Annotated in this window: 30 protein-coding genes; 28 read left to right on the top strand and 2 right to left on the bottom strand. The window is 38.1% G+C overall.

Features of this window, described 5'->3' with window-relative positions; genetic code table 11:
• Positions 1-2 precede the first annotated feature (2 nt).
• From AC3RV6_RS11975 to istB, 20 genes are all read left to right on the top strand, one after another.
• Complete coding sequence (locus AC3RV6_RS11975; protein ID WP_489746272.1) at positions 3-2,039, top strand: AAA family ATPase; 2,037 nt, start codon at positions 3-5, stop codon at positions 2,037-2,039.
• Positions 2,039-2,203: a hypothetical protein gene (locus tag AC3RV6_RS11970; protein ID WP_489746271.1), complete on the top strand. Its 165-nt coding sequence runs from the start codon at positions 2,039-2,041 to the stop codon at positions 2,201-2,203. Before AC3RV6_RS11975 ends, AC3RV6_RS11970 begins: the two co-directional genes overlap by 1 nt.
• Positions 2,196-3,128 carry a recombinase RecT gene (locus tag AC3RV6_RS11965; protein ID WP_489746270.1) on the top strand — a complete coding sequence of 311 codons (933 nt, stop codon included), beginning with the start codon at positions 2,196-2,198 and terminating at the stop codon, positions 3,126-3,128. Before AC3RV6_RS11970 ends, AC3RV6_RS11965 begins: the two co-directional genes overlap by 8 nt.
• Positions 3,122-3,823 carry an MBL fold metallo-hydrolase gene (locus AC3RV6_RS11960; protein ID WP_489746269.1) on the top strand — a complete coding sequence of 234 codons (702 nt, stop codon included), beginning with the start codon at positions 3,122-3,124 and terminating at the stop codon, positions 3,821-3,823. The genes AC3RV6_RS11965 and AC3RV6_RS11960 overlap by 7 nt, the downstream gene beginning before the upstream one ends.
• Before the next feature lie 18 nt (positions 3,824-3,841).
• Complete coding sequence (locus tag AC3RV6_RS11955) at positions 3,842-4,711, top strand: replication protein (RefSeq protein ID WP_489746268.1); 870 nt, start codon at positions 3,842-3,844, stop codon at positions 4,709-4,711.
• Between the two features lie 11 nt (positions 4,712-4,722).
• Positions 4,723-5,601: an ATP-binding protein gene (locus tag AC3RV6_RS11950; protein ID WP_489746267.1), complete on the top strand. Its 879-nt coding sequence runs from the start codon at positions 4,723-4,725 to the stop codon at positions 5,599-5,601.
• A gap of 11 nt (positions 5,602-5,612) precedes the next feature.
• Positions 5,613-5,828 (top strand): hypothetical protein, encoded by a 216-nt coding sequence (locus AC3RV6_RS11945; RefSeq protein WP_489746266.1) that lies wholly within the window; start codon positions 5,613-5,615, stop codon positions 5,826-5,828.
• Positions 5,825-6,241: a hypothetical protein gene (locus AC3RV6_RS11940; protein ID WP_489746265.1), complete on the top strand. Its 417-nt coding sequence runs from the start codon at positions 5,825-5,827 to the stop codon at positions 6,239-6,241. The genes AC3RV6_RS11945 and AC3RV6_RS11940 overlap by 4 nt, the downstream gene beginning before the upstream one ends.
• A complete protein-coding gene (locus AC3RV6_RS11935; RefSeq protein ID WP_489746264.1) occupies positions 6,234-6,386 on the top strand; it encodes a hypothetical protein in 153 nt (50 codons plus the stop codon). Before AC3RV6_RS11940 ends, AC3RV6_RS11935 begins: the two co-directional genes overlap by 8 nt.
• Positions 6,383-6,892, top strand: a complete 510-nt coding sequence (gene ssb / locus AC3RV6_RS11930; protein WP_489746263.1) for a single-stranded DNA-binding protein — start codon at positions 6,383-6,385, stop codon at positions 6,890-6,892. The genes AC3RV6_RS11935 and ssb overlap by 4 nt, the downstream gene beginning before the upstream one ends.
• 31 nt (positions 6,893-6,923) lie before the next feature.
• Positions 6,924-7,346: a hypothetical protein gene (locus AC3RV6_RS11925; protein WP_489746262.1), complete on the top strand. Its 423-nt coding sequence runs from the start codon at positions 6,924-6,926 to the stop codon at positions 7,344-7,346.
• The gene (locus tag AC3RV6_RS11920; RefSeq protein WP_489746261.1) at positions 7,343-7,648 is read left to right on the top strand and encodes a MazG-like family protein; all 306 of its coding nucleotides are present in this window, start codon (positions 7,343-7,345) and stop codon (positions 7,646-7,648) included. Before AC3RV6_RS11925 ends, AC3RV6_RS11920 begins: the two co-directional genes overlap by 4 nt.
• The gene (locus AC3RV6_RS11915; RefSeq protein WP_489746260.1) at positions 7,649-7,855 is read left to right on the top strand and encodes a hypothetical protein; all 207 of its coding nucleotides are present in this window, start codon (positions 7,649-7,651) and stop codon (positions 7,853-7,855) included.
• A 125-nt stretch (positions 7,856-7,980) separates the two neighbouring features.
• A complete protein-coding gene (locus tag AC3RV6_RS11910) occupies positions 7,981-8,148 on the top strand; it encodes a DUF6011 domain-containing protein (RefSeq protein ID WP_489746259.1) in 168 nt (55 codons plus the stop codon).
• Positions 8,145-8,645, top strand: coding sequence for a DUF1064 domain-containing protein (locus tag AC3RV6_RS11905; protein ID WP_489746258.1), 501 nt, complete (start codon positions 8,145-8,147; stop codon positions 8,643-8,645). Before AC3RV6_RS11910 ends, AC3RV6_RS11905 begins: the two co-directional genes overlap by 4 nt.
• Before the next feature lie 88 nt (positions 8,646-8,733).
• Positions 8,734-8,937, top strand: coding sequence for a hypothetical protein (locus AC3RV6_RS11900; protein ID WP_489746257.1), 204 nt, complete (start codon positions 8,734-8,736; stop codon positions 8,935-8,937).
• Between the two features lie 42 nt (positions 8,938-8,979).
• Positions 8,980-9,348: a hypothetical protein gene (locus AC3RV6_RS11895; protein WP_489746256.1), complete on the top strand. Its 369-nt coding sequence runs from the start codon at positions 8,980-8,982 to the stop codon at positions 9,346-9,348.
• Positions 9,349-9,376: 28 nt separating this feature from the next.
• Positions 9,377-9,616 (top strand): hypothetical protein, encoded by a 240-nt coding sequence (locus AC3RV6_RS11890; protein ID WP_489746255.1) that lies wholly within the window; start codon positions 9,377-9,379, stop codon positions 9,614-9,616.
• A gap of 86 nt (positions 9,617-9,702) precedes the next feature.
• The gene (gene istA / locus AC3RV6_RS11885) at positions 9,703-10,995 is read left to right on the top strand and encodes an IS21 family transposase (protein ID WP_489746254.1); all 1,293 of its coding nucleotides are present in this window, start codon (positions 9,703-9,705) and stop codon (positions 10,993-10,995) included.
• Positions 10,988-11,740: an IS21-like element helper ATPase IstB gene (gene istB / locus AC3RV6_RS11880; protein WP_489746253.1), complete on the top strand. Its 753-nt coding sequence runs from the start codon at positions 10,988-10,990 to the stop codon at positions 11,738-11,740. The genes istA and istB overlap by 8 nt, the downstream gene beginning before the upstream one ends.
• A gap of 142 nt (positions 11,741-11,882) precedes the next feature.
• Here istB and AC3RV6_RS11875 read toward each other — a convergent pair whose 3' ends face one another.
• Positions 11,883-12,116, bottom strand: coding sequence for a hypothetical protein (locus AC3RV6_RS11875; protein ID WP_489746252.1), 234 nt, complete (start codon positions 12,114-12,116; stop codon positions 11,883-11,885).
• Between the two features lie 120 nt (positions 12,117-12,236).
• Between AC3RV6_RS11875 and AC3RV6_RS11870 the strand changes: the two genes are divergently transcribed.
• From AC3RV6_RS11870 to AC3RV6_RS11845, 6 genes are all read left to right on the top strand, one after another.
• On the top strand, positions 12,237-12,428 hold the full coding sequence (locus AC3RV6_RS11870; RefSeq protein ID WP_489746251.1) for a DUF6877 family protein: 192 nt from the start codon (positions 12,237-12,239) through the stop codon (positions 12,426-12,428).
• Positions 12,421-12,897, top strand: a complete 477-nt coding sequence (locus AC3RV6_RS11865; RefSeq protein WP_489746250.1) for a hypothetical protein — start codon at positions 12,421-12,423, stop codon at positions 12,895-12,897. The genes AC3RV6_RS11870 and AC3RV6_RS11865 overlap by 8 nt, the downstream gene beginning before the upstream one ends.
• Positions 12,897-13,121 (top strand): hypothetical protein, encoded by a 225-nt coding sequence (locus AC3RV6_RS11860; RefSeq protein WP_489746249.1) that lies wholly within the window; start codon positions 12,897-12,899, stop codon positions 13,119-13,121. The genes AC3RV6_RS11865 and AC3RV6_RS11860 overlap by 1 nt, the downstream gene beginning before the upstream one ends.
• Positions 13,122-13,133: 12 nt before the next feature.
• On the top strand, positions 13,134-13,655 hold the full coding sequence (locus AC3RV6_RS11855; RefSeq protein ID WP_489746248.1) for an HNH endonuclease: 522 nt from the start codon (positions 13,134-13,136) through the stop codon (positions 13,653-13,655).
• A gap of 84 nt (positions 13,656-13,739) precedes the next feature.
• A complete protein-coding gene (locus AC3RV6_RS11850) occupies positions 13,740-13,907 on the top strand; it encodes a DUF3954 domain-containing protein (RefSeq protein WP_489746247.1) in 168 nt (55 codons plus the stop codon).
• 42 nt (positions 13,908-13,949) lie between these two features.
• Positions 13,950-14,129: a hypothetical protein gene (locus AC3RV6_RS11845; RefSeq protein ID WP_489746246.1), complete on the top strand. Its 180-nt coding sequence runs from the start codon at positions 13,950-13,952 to the stop codon at positions 14,127-14,129.
• A 1-nt stretch (position 14,130) separates the two neighbouring features.
• On the opposite strand, the gene AC3RV6_RS11840 is transcribed toward AC3RV6_RS11845, so the two are convergent.
• Positions 14,131-14,379 carry a hydrolase gene (locus AC3RV6_RS11840; protein ID WP_489746245.1) on the bottom strand — a complete coding sequence of 83 codons (249 nt, stop codon included), beginning with the start codon at positions 14,377-14,379 and terminating at the stop codon, positions 14,131-14,133.
• 449 nt (positions 14,380-14,828) lie between these two features.
• Here AC3RV6_RS11840 and AC3RV6_RS11835 point away from each other — a divergent pair, with 449 nt between their 5' ends.
• On the top strand, positions 14,829-15,329 hold the full coding sequence (locus AC3RV6_RS11835) for a sigma factor-like helix-turn-helix DNA-binding protein (protein WP_489746244.1): 501 nt from the start codon (positions 14,829-14,831) through the stop codon (positions 15,327-15,329).
• A gap of 157 nt (positions 15,330-15,486) precedes the next feature.
• Positions 15,487-15,915, top strand: coding sequence for a hypothetical protein (locus AC3RV6_RS11830; protein WP_489746243.1), 429 nt, complete (start codon positions 15,487-15,489; stop codon positions 15,913-15,915).
• Positions 15,916-15,920: the final 5 nt, after the last annotated feature.

Here is a 15,920-nt window from a genome sequence, read left to right as displayed (position 1 = left end):
TGATGGAAAAAAAAGATATTACTGTAGTTGATGGTGTTGTTGGGAATTTGATGGACCACATGAAGGAAATTAAATTAATGAATCTATCATTGAAAAATTTCAAGGGTATTAAAAATCTCGCGATTGATTTAAGTGGTGGTGACGTAAAGATATTTGGTGACAACGGAACTGGTAAAACTACTGTGCCAGACGCATTTAATTGGTTGTTGTTTAACAAAGACAGCAACAATCGCGCAGACTTTGCAATCAAGACGCTCGTTGACGGTAAAGAAATTAACAACTTGGAGCATGAGGTTGAAGCATTATTCCATGTAGATGGACAATCGCTGTCGCTTAGAAAGGTCTACAAAGAAAAGTGGACAAAGAAACGCGGTGCACCAATGGCTGAATTTACCGGACATGAAACAGATCACTATATCAATGGTGTTCCAGTCAAGAAAAAAGAGTATACCGACAAAGTGGATTCAGTAGTAAAAGAAGAAGCTTTCAAGCTGCTTACATCTCCAACTTTTTTCACTGAACAGTTGAAATGGCAAGACCGCAGAGCCACGGTAATTGAAGTGTGTGGGGATGTTGAAGATGAGGATGTACTTGTTTATAACAGCAAATTGAAAGACCTTCCAACCATATTAAAAGGGCGCACAATCGAAGACCATAAAAAAGTCATTGCTGCACGGCGTGCCGAAATCAACAAAGAGTTGAACATGATTCCGGTTCGAATTGACGAGATAAACAACTCTTTATCGGATGCGGAAATCGACGTTCCTTCTATAGAGAAAGAAATTGCTTCAATTGAAAAAGAACTTGATGAAAACGCTACTCAAATTAACAACATTAAAAACGGTTCAGCAATAACTGGTAAGCAGAACGAATTGCGGCAGATTGAAATGGATCTTGAATCTATAAAACGCGAACTTGAATCTGAATCAGTTGAAAAAGGATTCCAAGTACAGGCGAAAATTCAAGAAGAGCAGTCAAATGTGGCCAATCTGCAACGGAAACAAGATGATGCAGAACACAGAAAAAGTGTTTTAGAAAAAGATGTTGTTTCGTTTGATGAAAAACTAGTAGAACTTCGTAAAAACTGGACTACTGAAAACGAGCTTGTATATGAACATTCAGCTGATAGTGAGTGTCCGACTTGCAAGCAATCCTTACCAGTTGAAGATGTTGAAGCTGCAAAAGAAAAGGCGCTTGCGGTATTTAATCTTTCGAAAGCAAACGTACTGGAACGCATTAACGAACTTGGAAAATCGATTTCGCAAGATAAGTCGCAAACATTTGAACAAATCGAGAAATTGAAGGAATCAGTAACGTCACTACAGTCTCAAATCGTTGAGAAGGACAAAGTTCTAACTAAGTTAACAACTGAACTTAACACGCTGAGAGAAGCTGTTGTGAATGCTAGAAGAAGTGATAAATACGTAAATAAAGCAGCCGAAATAATTGGAATCGAAAAAGAAATCCAGTCGCTACAAGAAAATACACAGAGCGCCGTTTCAGACATCGAGACAGTAGTTGCTGAACTACGTACCAAACGCAATGAGCTCAATGCTCAAATCGCAAAACAAGCACAAGTAACCGCATCACTTAAACGTATCGGTGAACTTGAAGAACAACAGAAAGATTTAGCTGCTGAATTTGAAAAACTGGAAGGCGAACTATTCCTAACAGAAGAATTTACCCGTTCGAAAGTTGAACTTTTAACTGAAAAGATTAACTCGAAATTTAAGTATGCACGATTTAAATTGTTCGACACACAAGTAAATGGCGGTTTGCAAGAAGTTTGTGAAGTTACGTATTTAGGAGTCCCTTATTCAAGCGGTCTGAACAACGCTGCTCGAATCAACGTGGGAATCGACATTATTAATACATTAACGGAGCATTTCGGCATTCGCGCTCCAATCTTTGTTGACAATAGCGAAGCTGTTACGAAGTTAGCGGATACAGATTCACAACTTATTAGTTTGGTAGTTTCTGAAAAGGACAAGGAATTACGGATTGAAACTGACGTGCAACAAATCAAGGAGGCAATCTGATGAACCTGTTAAAAGAACGAATTCAAAATGCCGAAACGATGAAAGAACTTGATGAATTACGGGTGCCTGTCGCTCTGGATGAACTAAATTTCTTGGAAAATCAGAAGTTATTTATTAAGCGACAAAACAAAATAAAGCGACATGGAGGAATAATAAATGACTAATCAAAACCAATCAGTAGCACTAATTCAAAAAGACATTACAGACGATGTAAATAATGCCTTAGTTAATTTGCAAGAAGAAGGCTTGGTGTTGCCAGCTAACTACAACTACAGCAACGCCTTAAAGAGTGCGTTCTTCGCACTAAGCAACAATTCCGGAGGGAACCTACTAACCCTTTGCTCTAAAGCTTCTGTTGCGAATGCGCTATTAGATATGGTGACGCAAGGTCTAAGCCCGGCAAAAACGCAGTGTTACTTTATCAAATACGGCGATGTTTGCAAGTTGAATCGTTCTTACTTCGGCACACAAGCCGTTCTCAAACGCCTAACTAACGTTAAGGACATTTGGGCTAACGTAATTTACCAAGATGATGTATTTGATTACGAAAATGATAGAGGCCGTGAAAAGCTAGTCACACATAAAACAGCATTTGAAAACAGAGATAAAAACATCATTGGAGCGTATGCAGTGATCCAGACAGCAGATGATGAAGAATTACTAACTGTTATGACTAGAAAAGAGTTTGAAGCGTCTTGGAGTCAATCGAAGACTCAGCAAGCAGTTCACAAAAAGTTCCCACAAGAAATGGCAAAACGTACTGTAATCAATCGAGCAGCCAAAGCCTTTATTAACACAAGTGACGATAGCGATTTACTTGTCCAAGCCATTAATAACTCAACTGAAAACGAGTACGACAATGAAAACGAACGGAAAGAGATTAACCCTCAGCATGAAATAAATGAAAAAGCCAATACAGAAGCACTCGATTTTACGCCTGAACCCGAAAAGGACAAGCGTGATACTCCAGCAACGAATGGGAAAGAAGAATTTGTTGACGTGAATACAGGTGAAATCATAGACAACTTCGAAGCGCAACAAGAAAAGGTATTAGAGCCTGTTAAGGCATCTAATGTACCCGAATGGTAATTACCATAAAAACAATCGCAACTGGATCCACCGGAAACTGTTACATGATTGACGATGGCCGTACTCAATTAATTATTGAGTGCGGTATCACCTTCAAGCAAATTCAAAAAGCTTTAAACTATGAAACTTCGAAAATAGCAGCTACTTTAATTAGTCACTCACACAAAGACCACTGTAAAGGTGTCCAAGGTGCGCTTGATGCTTCGATGGACGTTTACATGTCAAATGCAACTGCAAGCGAAATAGGCATACAGCATAACCGCATAAAGCAATATACAAACAAGCAGCAGTTCAGTGTTGGAAGTTTTAATATTTTACCGTTTGATGTAAAGCATGATGTTGAAAATCATGGCTTCCTTATTCAGAGCGACAACGGTAGTAAGTTACTTTTTGCTACTGATACTTACTACGTTAAATACAAATTTTCAGGACTTACGCATTTGATGATTGAAGCAAATTACTCAGAAGCAATTCTTGATGAAAACATCGAGCGTGGAATGATACATGAGTTCCTTGCAAAAAGAATTAAAGCATCACATTTTAGTCTTGAAAACGTACTCGAATTTTTGAAATCTAACGATCTTTCGCAAGTTCAGGAGATTCATTTATTACATTTATCTAATAGTAATTCAGACGAAGAAATGTTTAAAAAAGCGGTACAAGAAGCAACTGGAAAACTTGTATTTATTCCATAGACAAAAGGGGGTGGAGAAGTGTCAGACGTACAAACGGAGAACGGCTACACAAGAATCGCCAATGAATTACTTGAACAAATATCAAGGTTCAAATTCAACGGAACCGAATTCAGAATCTTAATGATTGTTTGGAGATACACATACGGATTCAATCGAAAGGGTCACGCTTTATCGACAAATTTTATTGCCGAAGCAATCGGAATAGATAATTCAAGAGTTAGAAAAGTGTTAAAAAAGCTAATCGATACTAACGTGATTTTAGTTTTGAAAGAAGCAACTTTTAACGAATCCAGAGTTCTTTCTTTCAATAAAAAGTATAAGAATTGGGGGGTCGAAAGTGACGGGAGGGGTCAAGAAGAACCTCACCCCCCTAAAAGAACACAACCGGAGGGGTCAAATAAGACACAACCCCAGGGGTCTAAAAGAACACAACCCCAGGGGTCTAAAAATACCCCCAAGAAAGACATCTTTAAAGAAAGTATTAAAGAAAGTATTAAAGACAACAGACCGTCACCTGTTGTTGTTGATAAATCCTTCGGTGAAATCATTTCTTTTTACGAACAAAACGTTGGTTTGATTTCACCACATGTTAGTCAAGAATTAGGTTTCCTGGCTGATGAAAATAATAATGAATTGGTTTTATGTGCCTTGAAAAAATCTGTTGAAGTGAAACCTAGTAATTATATTCGCTACATGCAAGGAATTTTAAAAAATTGGAAAAACCATAATGTGAAAAGTATTGAAGATGTTCAGAAAGCGGATGCACTACCAAGAAAATCAAATGTGCAATCGTTGTTCGAGGCATCACCAGAAACGCTTGAACGACAAAGAAGAGAAGCGGAGAAATACAAAGACGTCGTGATTGATACGAGTGATTTACCTTACTAGGAGGGATTAACTTGCAAGCAACTCAAAAAGCAGTTCAAGACATATTCATGCGTTTAGGTGTGCGGCGTGTTGAAGACCTATTTTTTAAGGCTCGTCCAGAAATGATAGGAACAGTTTCGGAGGTTCGGATGGACAAGATTGAATGTCCTAGCTGCAAAGAAGTAACACTTGATGCTTGGATTTATAAGCAAAGCGGAGATTGGCTGCAAGAAAAAGTTTTATCAATTTGTAATGAGTGTCAAAAATCTGCATTCGCTGGCCGAGTAGGGAAATCAATTCAATCAAAACATCAAAAAGTTGTCGACAAAGATTGGTACTTGATTAGTGAGTTGGACGATGCAGGATTCAAAAACTTTGAAACACCAACATCTGAAACGACTGTCGCAAAAACTAAATCCATTGATTACACGAAATTATTACTATCAGGTGAAACTCGTAATCTAAGACTCTCAGGTACAACAGGTACAGGTAAAACGCATTTAGCTAAAGCAATCGCTAGAACGCTAAAGCACGAAAACAAGAGCGTTGCATTCATTGGTTCGAATGAATTGTTCAAAACTATTAAATCAATGTTTGGTAATGACCACGCAAGAGATCGTTTCGACAAGCAATTCGCAAACTTTGAAGTAGTGGTTATTGATGATGTAGGTGTTGAAACTAGCAAAAAAGATGAAGTTTCATGGTCTAGTTCCGAATGGGTACGGTTGATTGACATGCGCGAAGGAAAGTCGACCGTCTTCACGACAAACTTTGACGAGAAATCACTAGCTGGTGTTATCGGTGCTAGAGCCGAATCACGAATGAGTCAAAACTCTGAATCAATCAAACTTTATACACCGGATAAAGATTACAGAAAGCCGGAAGTTGATAGTGAAAAAATATTTTACTAGGAGGAATCGAAATGATTCTAAAAGAACTCAAAGAAAGATACAGATTTGGAATAGAGGTTAATCGTGCCGATCGCGGTTTATCGGTTTCGGATGTTGAGTGGTTAATATCACAAGCGGAACTGTTAGAAAGCCATGCGCCAGATGGTAGGCAAGTGGGCAACATGCAATACGTAATGTTAAGAAATGAAAATAACCGGTTGAGAAGCGCGCTGGAGGTGTCGGAATGACGGCAAACATCTACCAAGAAGACTTAGATTTTTTAGAAGAAGCGAAGAATTTTTTTAATCTTCACCCTGAATCATCAACGTTCATGAACGAAACAGAATCGTTGATTGCGTTAAGAGTCGGATTAGGCAGAGTATCAATCGAGATTTACAAGATTGATGAACAACTGCTATCTGTACGCAACTTATTGGATCCAGCGCCAAATTTAGTTCTCGAAAGCAAAGAATCGGAACGTCAGAAATGGGCGGACATTGAAACGGGGGACGTACTGATTAACAAAAATTCTAAAGTGGTTGGGATATTTATTGAATCGCGAGCTGGGTATGCCCAGGTTGAAGGTGTTGTTGGATCGGATTTCTGGTGTGAATCGATTTGCGAACTATACGCCAAGAAAGTTGGTGAATCTGATGCCTGAATGGATTCCTGGAAAAGGATTTTGGTTGGTGCAAGCAACAGTTCATCCGACGTCAGCAGAATTAAAGCGTGAAATGGATGTATTGGAATTGAAAATACAAGCGGCTGAAAGGTATTGGGCTGCTAGGAAAGGTCGTTCTGCATGATTAACACAGTCGTACTAGTTGGACGCTTAACGAAAGATCCAGAATTAAAGATTTTGCAGTCAGGAATCGCTGTTTGTCGCTTCACGCTTGCAGTAAATAGACCCTTTTCAAATCAAGAAGGAAAACGTGAAGCCGACTTTGTCAATTGTGTTACATGGCGTAAACAAGCTGAAAATACAGCCAACTATCTTAAAAAAGGTAGTCTTGCCGGAATAGAAGGACGTATACAGACATCAAATTTTGAAGGCAAAGACGGGAAAATGGTTTTCATGACAGAAGTTGTTGCGGATTCGGTGCAATTTCTGGAACCAAGAAACAGTAACTCGAATAACGCACCTAGCAATCTATCTAACACCAGTCAACAGTCGGGACAAGCCAATACGTCAAATCAACAACAGAACGCACAGAATCGACAGCAAACGACACCACAACCCGCATACGGGCATGATGACCCGTTTAGTAATGGTGAACCAATTGAAGTGTCGGATGATGATCTACCGTTCTGAGTCTATGAAACTTTGAAAGTGAGGGGTCACTATGACAAGTGGAATAAGTACTTACAGGTTCAAACTTGAAAATAAAACGACAAGAAACAGGCTGATGAAAAAGCGCAGGATACTTATTGACCAGCTAGAAGTTTTACAAGTCAAAGTTAGCAAACCACAGGAAATGGCAATTGGTGATCTTGAAATGCTTGTAAATTACCACAGAAAAACAGTCGAAGCTCGTGAAGATTATATAACAAAAGAACAACTGGAAACTGCTGAAATTAATGGCCTGTCAAAAGAAGATGTGAAAGATCGTGTAGCAGATTTAAACTGGGATGTTGAAAACGCGGTGAAAGTAAAGAAAGTCACCGAAACGAAAACGGAACGACGCGAAAGAAGAAGGCATGAAAGAATGCTGTTGATCCAGCAGTTGGATGAATTGGAAAATGAGAAGGAGTTGGCGGGGTTATGAGTTTAGAAAATCTGGTTAAGCGGGTTGAAGATTGGTCAATCGATAAAGGTTTAGACAAAGCGGAATCTAGTAAACAATTTTTAAAAGTTAGTGAAGAAGTTGGAGAAGTTGCAGCGGCATTAGCGCGTGGTGACAAGCTTGCGTTAATCGACGGAATTGGTGATGTTGTCGTTACTTTAATAATTTTAGCGCAACAAAATGGATTAGAGCTTCAAGACTGCTTGATGTATGCATACAACGAGATTGCAGGGCGTAAAGGCGAAATGGTAGACGGTGTATTCGTGAAAGAATCGGACCTTTAAATGATTACGACAATGTTTCGTAGAGTTGGGAAAGACTACATTTTCATTCACGGGCATTTAAACAGAGAAGAAATTGCGGCTTATCAGCTGGACGGATGGCGGATGAGGGTTCCTCATAAACCAAAACGGAAACAGCGAATTAGACCATCAAATAACTTTCAACGTAATAAACATGGCATTCCAGTTTCGACAAAGGGGGCAAGTTGAGATGAAATCAGAAAAGATTTGCGTCGAATGTAATAAAGGATTGGCGCGTCATTGGGGAAGGAACTTTTGCAAAGAATGTCTGGGTAAGTTACTTAGCGATCATTTACTCGAGGAGGACAAGCGGCATGACGAAATGCAAAAGGTGCAGCAAGCCACTTAAAACATTGAAAAGCATCGAAGTTGGCATGGGTCCAATTTGCAAAAAGAAACAGGATGCAGCGGATGCGGAATTCGCGAAATTACAGATTACGTTTGACGAGGAATTAGAGTACCAATTGAAGGTGGCTAAATGAGAAATCCACAAAGTTTAAGGGGTGCGCGTAAGAATAAACGTACGCCAAAACAGCAAAAGCAAACACGTAAATTCATTTCAAAAAGCGTGGAAATTGACGGGATAGTCTTTGATTCTCTGACCGAAGCGGCTTATTACGAAAAGTTGAAACGTGATCCAGCGGTGAAAGATATCGGGGTTCAACCAGTCTTTCAGATTATCGAAAGTTACGAAGTTGAATGTAAACGTTGTAGTGGGACAGGCAAGCGTCCTAGCCCTAAAACGGGTAATCCTATCAATTGCACTTTATGTCACGGCAAATGCAGGCGTGTGAAGCCGGGTGCGAAGTATACGGCAGACTTCGAAGTTACTTATATTGATGGGTTTAAAGAAGTGATTGATATAAAAGGTGGACCTGTTACACGCGATTTTCCGTTAAGACAGAAATTGTTTGAACGGAAAACGGGGATGGAATTAATTATCATCCGGTTAAAAGATAAGGAATGGGTGAGAGAATGACGATTATCACATTTCCAGAAGGCTTGGCGGTTATCGTTGTCGGGGTAATGATTATGCTTTTTGGGTATGCGTATGGGCGGTTGAGTAAGTGACTGATTTGGCGAAATGCAAAGGAGAAAAACCCATTAAATTCTTAGATTTCACAGGCGGTGAAACAGAAAAAAAGTTCTTGGAAAAGTGTTTGAGTCAATGGGAGTGGACGAAGCAAACGGGTAATTTGGATGTGGCTAAATTAATTCAACTGAGCTTGATCTTCAAAGAAATGGAAAAAAGATTGGAAGAGTTGGGGTAGTGCGACTTTGACACATTATGCTACATAGAGAGGGAGATGAAAATGAAAGAAATTGAAATTCAAAAAGAACGTATCAGTGAGTTAATTAAATTGATTCAACAAAATCCGAGCTTGAAAATTGTGCCGATGGTTGGTGGGGAACTAGGTGGCGAAGACTTTGCTTATTGGATGGGTAGCTGGGGTAAAGCGGAAATTGATGAAGTCTATCACGAAGATGAAAGGATATACTTCCGTTCTTACGATGAAGAAGAATTGATCGAGAAACAGGGGGATTTTATCTTTGATGAAGAGTATCCCAATCATAAACATCTGAACGATGAGGAAAGCAAAGTGGTTGGGAAAAGAGCGAAAACACATGTTGGAAAATTAAGTTGGGAAAAAGTCATTGTAGTAAAAATAGAATTGCCTTGATACACATAGCGACACGAGGAGTGACCGTATGGGGGAGTTAACAGATTATCAACTTGGTAAATTGAAACACGCATTTGGATTAGATTATTCCAGAAAGCCATATAGAAATTATTATCAATGTCCTGAAGAAAATGCTGAATGGGAAAATATGTGCAATAAGGGTTATGCGACAAGACGCATTTACGGACCAAATGAAGTTGTTTATTTCGGCACATTGGAAGGGCTTCGAAAAGTCTTTCGTGAAAATGTTACGGAAAATTACTTATAAATGATAGTTTAGATATGTACACAAATGCTTGAATAAATATGTACAAACTTAATTGTAATCCTCATAATTATTATGAGGTGATTGGAATGTATCTACAGTTAGATATTCAAACAGAAATAGAGATAAAGAGTCTTTGTGATTTATCCAAACTAAAAACACTAATGGAGAACTTAAAAATGAAAATAAACAAAAGCCAGTTAGCTAGAGAATTAGGTGCAGATCGTCGCACGATTGATAAGTATTTAAATGGTTTTACACCCAAGCAAACGAGAAAGAAAGAATCTAAAATCGATAAAAATTATGAAGATATCGCGGAGTTGTTATCCACAGAATCCAAACAAGTTTTTTATTACAAAAGAGTTTTATGGCAGTACTTAAAAGATAACCATAATCTACAATGTTCACAATCTAATTTTGGTGCTTATATTAATCGAAAGCCAGAATTCAAGGCGTACTTCGATGATGGTAAACGTACAACATCAAGTGCATCATCCGGTATTCGTTACGAGACGAAGCCTGGTGAACAAGCACAGCTAGACTGGAAAGAGAGCATCCGTTATGAAATGAAAGATGGTGAAATCATATATGTTAACGTAGCAGTGTTACTACTTTCTTATTCAAGATTTAGAGCGTTTCATTTAAGTATTTCAAAATCACAGGCTGTCTTATTATCATTTATGACAGAAGCATTTGAAGTTTTTGGAGGCGTACCGAAAGTGATTGTGACAGACAATATGAAAACTGTAATGGACGATGCTAGAACAGACTATTTCAAAGGTGTTGTAAATAACAAGTTTACTCAATTTGCACAGGATTTTGGTTTTAAAGTCCAACCTTGTGTTGCTGGGAGACCTAGAACAAAAGGAAAAGTAGAAGCGCCCATGAAACTGTTAGATGAGATTCATGCTTACCAGGGGAAGTTCAATTATGAAGAATTGCACGAATTCGTGCAAAAGCTATGTACACGCATTAATCAAAGTGTCAATCAGGGAACGAATAAGATTCCACTTTTTGCGCACAAACAAGAAAAGAACCTCTTACTCCCCCTACCACAGGACAAAGTAAAAGATTCTTACAAAATCAAACATACACTTGTAAAAGTCAATGCCTCAAACATGATTTCCTACAAGTCAAACCAGTACTCAGTTCCAGCCAAGTATCAGGGAAAGACGGTCGGGTTACAAGTATATGATGATCATTTATATATCTACTATACCATGGATTTAATTGTGCAGCATAAGATAACTACAGCAAAACTAAATTATAAAGAAATACATTACAAAGATACACTCGCCAAAGCAATTCCGTATTATCCGGATATCGATAAATTAGCTAAACAAAACCTGGAAGCAATTGGTGAGGTGTATAGAAATGAATAATAGTTATCAGCAACTAATCCAAAACTTGGAGTACTTAAAAATGAAACAAATGACACACCATTTAGGAGAAGTCGTCGACTTCAGCATTAAAAATGAATTGTCATTTATCGATACTTTAGTCAAACTTACAAATTACGAGATTGATGTGAAAGAACAAAATATGATTCACGCAATGGTTAAGGTAGGTGCGTTTCCTCACCGAAAAGAGGTCGCAGAATTTGATTTTGAATTTCAACCAAGTATTAATAAGCAGCAAATTCAAGATTTCACTTCATTACGCTTCCTCGAGGCACAAGAGAATATTGTGTTTTTAGGCCCTAGTGGGGTTGGAAAAACTCACTTGGCAACATCCATAGGTATTGCGGCCGCAAAGAAACGTACTAGTACCTACTTTATAAAGTGTCATGACTTAATTCAGAACTTGAAGCGTGCAAAGATAGAGAATCGCTTAGAAGTCCGTTTAAAGCATTATACGAAATATAGACTATTGATTATTGACGAGATTGGTTACCTACCAATCGAAGCTGAGGATGCGAAGATGTTCTTCCAGCTCATTGATATGCGGTATGAAAAAAGAAGTACGATTTTAACGACGAATATAAATTTTAAAGCATGGGATGAGGTTTTCCAGGACACCAAATTGGCTAATGCCATACTAGATCGTGTTCTTCATCACGCAACAGTCGTTAGTATCGTGGGACCATCCTACAGAATAAAGGATCACCTCAAAAAGGAAGAGGAGTGATTTCTGTACATCTTTAAACAAGCGAAAGTGTACATACTTAGGTTGACATTTATATTACTTTAATAAAATTAATTCATAGTAATTAAATCGGTAATATAACAAGATACCTACAAGATCAAAGATCTGCAGGTATCTTTCATAGTCACGTAAGTTCAAAAACTTCAGTTAATTTTTTCGCAAGTTCCTTGTCTGTTTTTACTGCTTCAATTAATTCTGACCGGCCAGAGATAATTTCTAAGTTGGTATCAAGGTATCGCTTATAAAAATGATAATCCAATCCGTGCATTTTGCAGAACCCTTCAAGATAACCTGATTCTTCATATTTGGATAACGTTTTAGTGATTTGTAAAATTCTGCCCCAACCTATTATCGACATGTTAAAAATACACCTCCATATATTACGGTTAGTTTTTACGGTTTATTAGAATCTATACATGAAAATAAAAGATTGGTTCGCAGGACGATTATGAAGCGCAACAAGAAAAAGGAGTATCAAATGAAAATTAAAGAATTTACAGCATTAGATCAAATAAACAATCTGTCAAGCCAACTTCCAACATTTTTTTTGGAAGATATAAGAATCCGTAAAGGTGATTGGATGACGGGTGGTGGTAAACCGGACGATCCGTATATTCATCAACAGTTAAGATTCGCGGAAAATGTGATTAGGAGTGGAAAAAATGACTAAAACGAATGCGGAGCGTTTGGCTTATTTAAAAGAACAAGCAAAAATCAATTTAATGACAAATAGAGATTTTAAATGGCTTATCGAACAAGCTGAACAAGTAGTGGATTTGGAAGAATCATTTGACGAACTCGAAGAACAAATAGTGAAGGAACGCAAAAACTACTATGAGTCAGATGTAATCAAGGCGAACGAATCGCTGAATATGGACATAGTTAGACACGAAAATGAAAGCGAACGATTGCAAGACCAAATAAAAGAAAAGAATCGGATTATTGATGTAATGGACGGACATCTCGTTAGGTGCGGTGGCGAAATAATCGAAAAAGAAAATCAGCGAGCAGAATTGCATTATGAAAATGTTAGATTGCGTGAAGCTTTGAACGGCGCACTGAAAGCTGTTGAAATCTATAGCGAGAAAACAGCCAAGGAAGCACTGGAAGACCTTATTGAAATGGCGGAGGAATCCTGATGATCCAGCTTAAAGAAGAAAAGCGAATATTGCTAGATAGCGTGGAAATTAATTGGGAATTCACCGAACGTGAAACTTTGGTGTTTGGAATGATGTGGCGTGACCAGGAGAATATCGAGACGATTGCTAAGAAGTTGAAGCGTCCTATTTTGGAAATCGGGTTGCTCATCATTGAGCAGGCGGAGTTAGGAAATATTGAGCAACGTAGGCATGGGTTGTTTTAGGGGGTGAAAGATATGAAGAACGATTACGAAATTATAGGAGAAACAACGATTATATTCATGAAGCGTCGTAACGGTCATGTGTTGAGTACTTATATCGACACAGCGGATTTAGACAAGGCGAAAAGCTTCCTGGGTAATTGGTATGCCAACTATCACAAAAGAGCTGGAACATATTATGTAATGGGAAACACTAAGAAAGCAGATGGTAGCCCTACATTGACTGGGTTACACAGGTTTTTGATGGATTCTCCAAAGGGTATAGTTATAGACCATATTGACAGGAACACTCTGAACAATAAAAGAAATAATTTGAGGGTTGTAACGCAGGCTCAAAACAACCAAAACACAAGGCTTCAAAGAAATAGCAAATCGGGAGTTAGGGGTGTGTATTGGTGCAATCATCGAAATATATGGAGAGCTTATGTAAAACATCAAGGTAAGAATCATTATTTCGGAAACCATAAAGAGATAGATGAAGCGGAAATGGCGGCAATAGTAGGCAGAAAGAAATTGCTTCCTTTTGCAAATGAATAGCCCCCACTAAACGTGAGGGCTATAGACAGGATTCCTCCCGTCCTCGACAAGGATATTGTAGCACAAAACATGAGGAGGGGTCCTGTGGTTAAACAAACAGCGATAGTTGATCTAAAAGAGAATGCAGTATATAGAGTGATTGATGGCGAATTAAAGAAGGTGGACAAGCCGGGGGTAGGATTCGGGAAGCAAATCATTACGTGGCAAGATGACAAGCCTACCCACTATGAAGTGAGTTATACGAAGAGGTGAGCAGTTGACACATAATGCATATCAAGAGGAGAGGAAATAATAATGGAAATAGTTAGATTTTCGGTCAGTACGGGTTATGTTGGCTCTCCTAGAGAAGAGTCTTTCACATCGGATCCGTATATTTGGCAGCAGCTAAGATATGCACAAGTTTTGAAGGGGAGTTACGGAAAAAGACCACTGACTAAAACTCAATCAGTAGTCCACCTCTCAGTCACCTTATAACTCAGTCTGCTTCTATTCGAATAGCTTGAATTTCTTGGCAGTCGATAATAATTGTTGAACCGGGTTCTGTTGTTGGATCATTAAAGAATGCACAGCAAGTCTTCCGATTAAAGTTAATAAAAACAACATCTTCTAAAATCTGTCCGCCTTTTAAGAAAACATCCACTTCAGTCTGCGTTTGTAATCGTCTTAATTGATTACAAATGCAACCATCACAGTTATTATCGCATTTTTTTGATTTATTACTCATTTCGGTGACCTCCTTTCTGGTTTTGTTAAGCTTGGCTTACTTTAATAACTTATGACAAATAAATGAAAAGAGATTGGACAACTGTGGAGAGTAATTAAAAAAATTTTGAAAATTTCCTGTGTATGGGTTTATATATGGGCTAAGTAATCAAGCAGATGCATTGTTCTAGTTTAAGGTGTGAACGGCAGTTGAAAAGTCATAGAAGTCAGGAACGAGAACAGGGACCAGTATGTGATTAGAAGGAAAGTGGGAACCAAATCTTATTGATTTCCTGAATGTTAGACCGGAGAAAGAATCAAAAGTAATATTCGTGTAATCAACAGTATTAATAAAATGTTTAGCAATTAAATAAGTCTACGAAAGAACTTCGGGACAACGATTGATAACGGCATTGCGCTGTTTTCATTTGTTGTCCTTTTTTTGTTTCTAAAATATGAGGAGGGGTTTTCATGTTGAATTGGGCGGATAAATTGATTCAGGAGTATACGGTGGGGCAATTGGAGTTAACGAAACGTGCTGATCGATTAGATAGGGATAATCCTTCGCAAAAAGAAGATTTAAAGCAAATAAATAGCATGATTGAAAGTATGTCTTTCTCTATGGATTGGATGGCAACAGGACGGCAACCAGGAACATTCAGGGGTGCTGAAAAGAGAGCGATTTATCAACGTCAATTCATCGAAAGCATAGATACCATACCTGATATAGCGGAGCAGCTGGAAAAGGACCACAAGCATTTATTTATCAGTAAAGAAGAGCGGCTAATCTTGGCTGATATTTTTGCAACTATGTCTCATCGTGAAAGGCAGTGTTATGTTCTCCACGAAGGACAAGGAATGAGTATGGGGAAGATTGCTGACGAAATTGGATTGAAGAAGCGGACCGTGCAGCAGTACATCGAAAGAGCACGGCAAAAAGTGAGGGAAAGAGTCGAGGAAAATGTTTCATGACGTACGAAAGACGTACGAAGTCTATGTATATGAGGGGAACCATTAAAGGAGGGGTGCGTTCGAACGACAGAACTACTCCTGCAAGCCCCATACATACGAGTAATAAATAGAGGACTTACACCTTTCTTGGCGAATATTGTCATAAAGGGGTGAGAAAATGAATGATATTAATTATAGTAGGTTCATAGCTAAACTAAATAACTTAGGATTCGGTAGCTCGAATATTGAAGATCAGATATACTCACTAAAAGATATCATAGTAGAAGAAAATATTTTGTTTTTTTATCCAAAAAGGTTTTTAGTGAAAGATCTTAATGTAAATGATGTTGAAGTATTTCTATTAGAAGATAAAAAAATGCGTATTATTAAGTTCTTAGAAAATGGATTCGTTGAAATTATTAATAAATCTTTCGAAGAGATAGCGGACATTAAAATAAAACACAAAAATAGAGTATCTACGAATCTAACCATTAGTTTTAAAAACAAAGAATCCTTTACGTTCGATAGCGAAGCGGATAGTTTTCATTCTCATTCAAAATTACAAGAAATTATATTAAATATCTATAAGCACCTAGATCAATCTTAGCATCC

Source organism: Sporosarcina sp. So3-204 (assembly GCF_058068165.1).
Note: the sequence above shows the minus strand (reverse complement) of the source record. Positions and strands in the feature narration are given on the sequence as shown.

Bases quoted from the DNA above. Each gene is read 5' to 3' on its own strand.
- AC3RV6_RS11965 (WP_489746270.1), top strand. From the start codon at position 2,196: ATGACTAATCAAAACCAATCAGTAGCACTAATTCAAAAAGACATTACA.
- ssb (WP_489746263.1), top strand. From the start codon at position 6,383: ATGATTAACACAGTCGTACTAGTTGGACGCTTAACGAAAGATCCAGAA.
- AC3RV6_RS11855 (WP_489746248.1), top strand. From the start codon at position 13,134: ATGAAGAACGATTACGAAATTATAGGAGAAACAACGATTATATTCATG.
- AC3RV6_RS11935 (WP_489746264.1), top strand. From the start codon at position 6,234: ATGCCTGAATGGATTCCTGGAAAAGGATTTTGGTTGGTGCAAGCAACA.
- AC3RV6_RS11925 (WP_489746262.1), top strand. From the start codon at position 6,924: ATGACAAGTGGAATAAGTACTTACAGGTTCAAACTTGAAAATAAAACG.
- AC3RV6_RS11905 (WP_489746258.1), top strand. From the start codon at position 8,145: ATGAGAAATCCACAAAGTTTAAGGGGTGCGCGTAAGAATAAACGTACG.
- AC3RV6_RS11895 (WP_489746256.1), top strand. From the start codon at position 8,980: ATGAAAGAAATTGAAATTCAAAAAGAACGTATCAGTGAGTTAATTAAA.
- AC3RV6_RS11920 (WP_489746261.1), top strand. From the start codon at position 7,343: ATGAGTTTAGAAAATCTGGTTAAGCGGGTTGAAGATTGGTCAATCGAT.
- AC3RV6_RS11860 (WP_489746249.1), top strand. From the start codon at position 12,897: ATGATCCAGCTTAAAGAAGAAAAGCGAATATTGCTAGATAGCGTGGAA.
- AC3RV6_RS11845 (WP_489746246.1), top strand. From the start codon at position 13,950: ATGGAAATAGTTAGATTTTCGGTCAGTACGGGTTATGTTGGCTCTCCT.
- AC3RV6_RS11890 (WP_489746255.1), top strand. From the start codon at position 9,377: ATGGGGGAGTTAACAGATTATCAACTTGGTAAATTGAAACACGCATTT.
- AC3RV6_RS11865 (WP_489746250.1), top strand. From the start codon at position 12,421: ATGACTAAAACGAATGCGGAGCGTTTGGCTTATTTAAAAGAACAAGCA.
- AC3RV6_RS11975 (WP_489746272.1), top strand. From the start codon at position 3: ATGGAAAAAAAAGATATTACTGTAGTTGATGGTGTTGTTGGGAATTTG.
- AC3RV6_RS11875 (WP_489746252.1), bottom strand. From the start codon at position 12,116: ATGTCGATAATAGGTTGGGGCAGAATTTTACAAATCACTAAAACGTTA.
- AC3RV6_RS11970 (WP_489746271.1), top strand. From the start codon at position 2,039: ATGAACCTGTTAAAAGAACGAATTCAAAATGCCGAAACGATGAAAGAA.
- AC3RV6_RS11835 (WP_489746244.1), top strand. From the start codon at position 14,829: ATGTTGAATTGGGCGGATAAATTGATTCAGGAGTATACGGTGGGGCAA.
- AC3RV6_RS11945 (WP_489746266.1), top strand. From the start codon at position 5,613: ATGATTCTAAAAGAACTCAAAGAAAGATACAGATTTGGAATAGAGGTT.
- AC3RV6_RS11915 (WP_489746260.1), top strand. From the start codon at position 7,649: ATGATTACGACAATGTTTCGTAGAGTTGGGAAAGACTACATTTTCATT.
- AC3RV6_RS11910 (WP_489746259.1), top strand. From the start codon at position 7,981: ATGACGAAATGCAAAAGGTGCAGCAAGCCACTTAAAACATTGAAAAGC.
- istB (WP_489746253.1), top strand. From the start codon at position 10,988: ATGAATAATAGTTATCAGCAACTAATCCAAAACTTGGAGTACTTAAAA.
- AC3RV6_RS11940 (WP_489746265.1), top strand. From the start codon at position 5,825: ATGACGGCAAACATCTACCAAGAAGACTTAGATTTTTTAGAAGAAGCG.
- AC3RV6_RS11960 (WP_489746269.1), top strand. From the start codon at position 3,122: ATGGTAATTACCATAAAAACAATCGCAACTGGATCCACCGGAAACTGT.
- AC3RV6_RS11830 (WP_489746243.1), top strand. From the start codon at position 15,487: ATGAATGATATTAATTATAGTAGGTTCATAGCTAAACTAAATAACTTA.
- AC3RV6_RS11840 (WP_489746245.1), bottom strand. From the start codon at position 14,379: ATGAGTAATAAATCAAAAAAATGCGATAATAACTGTGATGGTTGCATT.
- istA (WP_489746254.1), top strand. From the start codon at position 9,703: ATGTATCTACAGTTAGATATTCAAACAGAAATAGAGATAAAGAGTCTT.
- AC3RV6_RS11870 (WP_489746251.1), top strand. From the start codon at position 12,237: ATGAAAATTAAAGAATTTACAGCATTAGATCAAATAAACAATCTGTCA.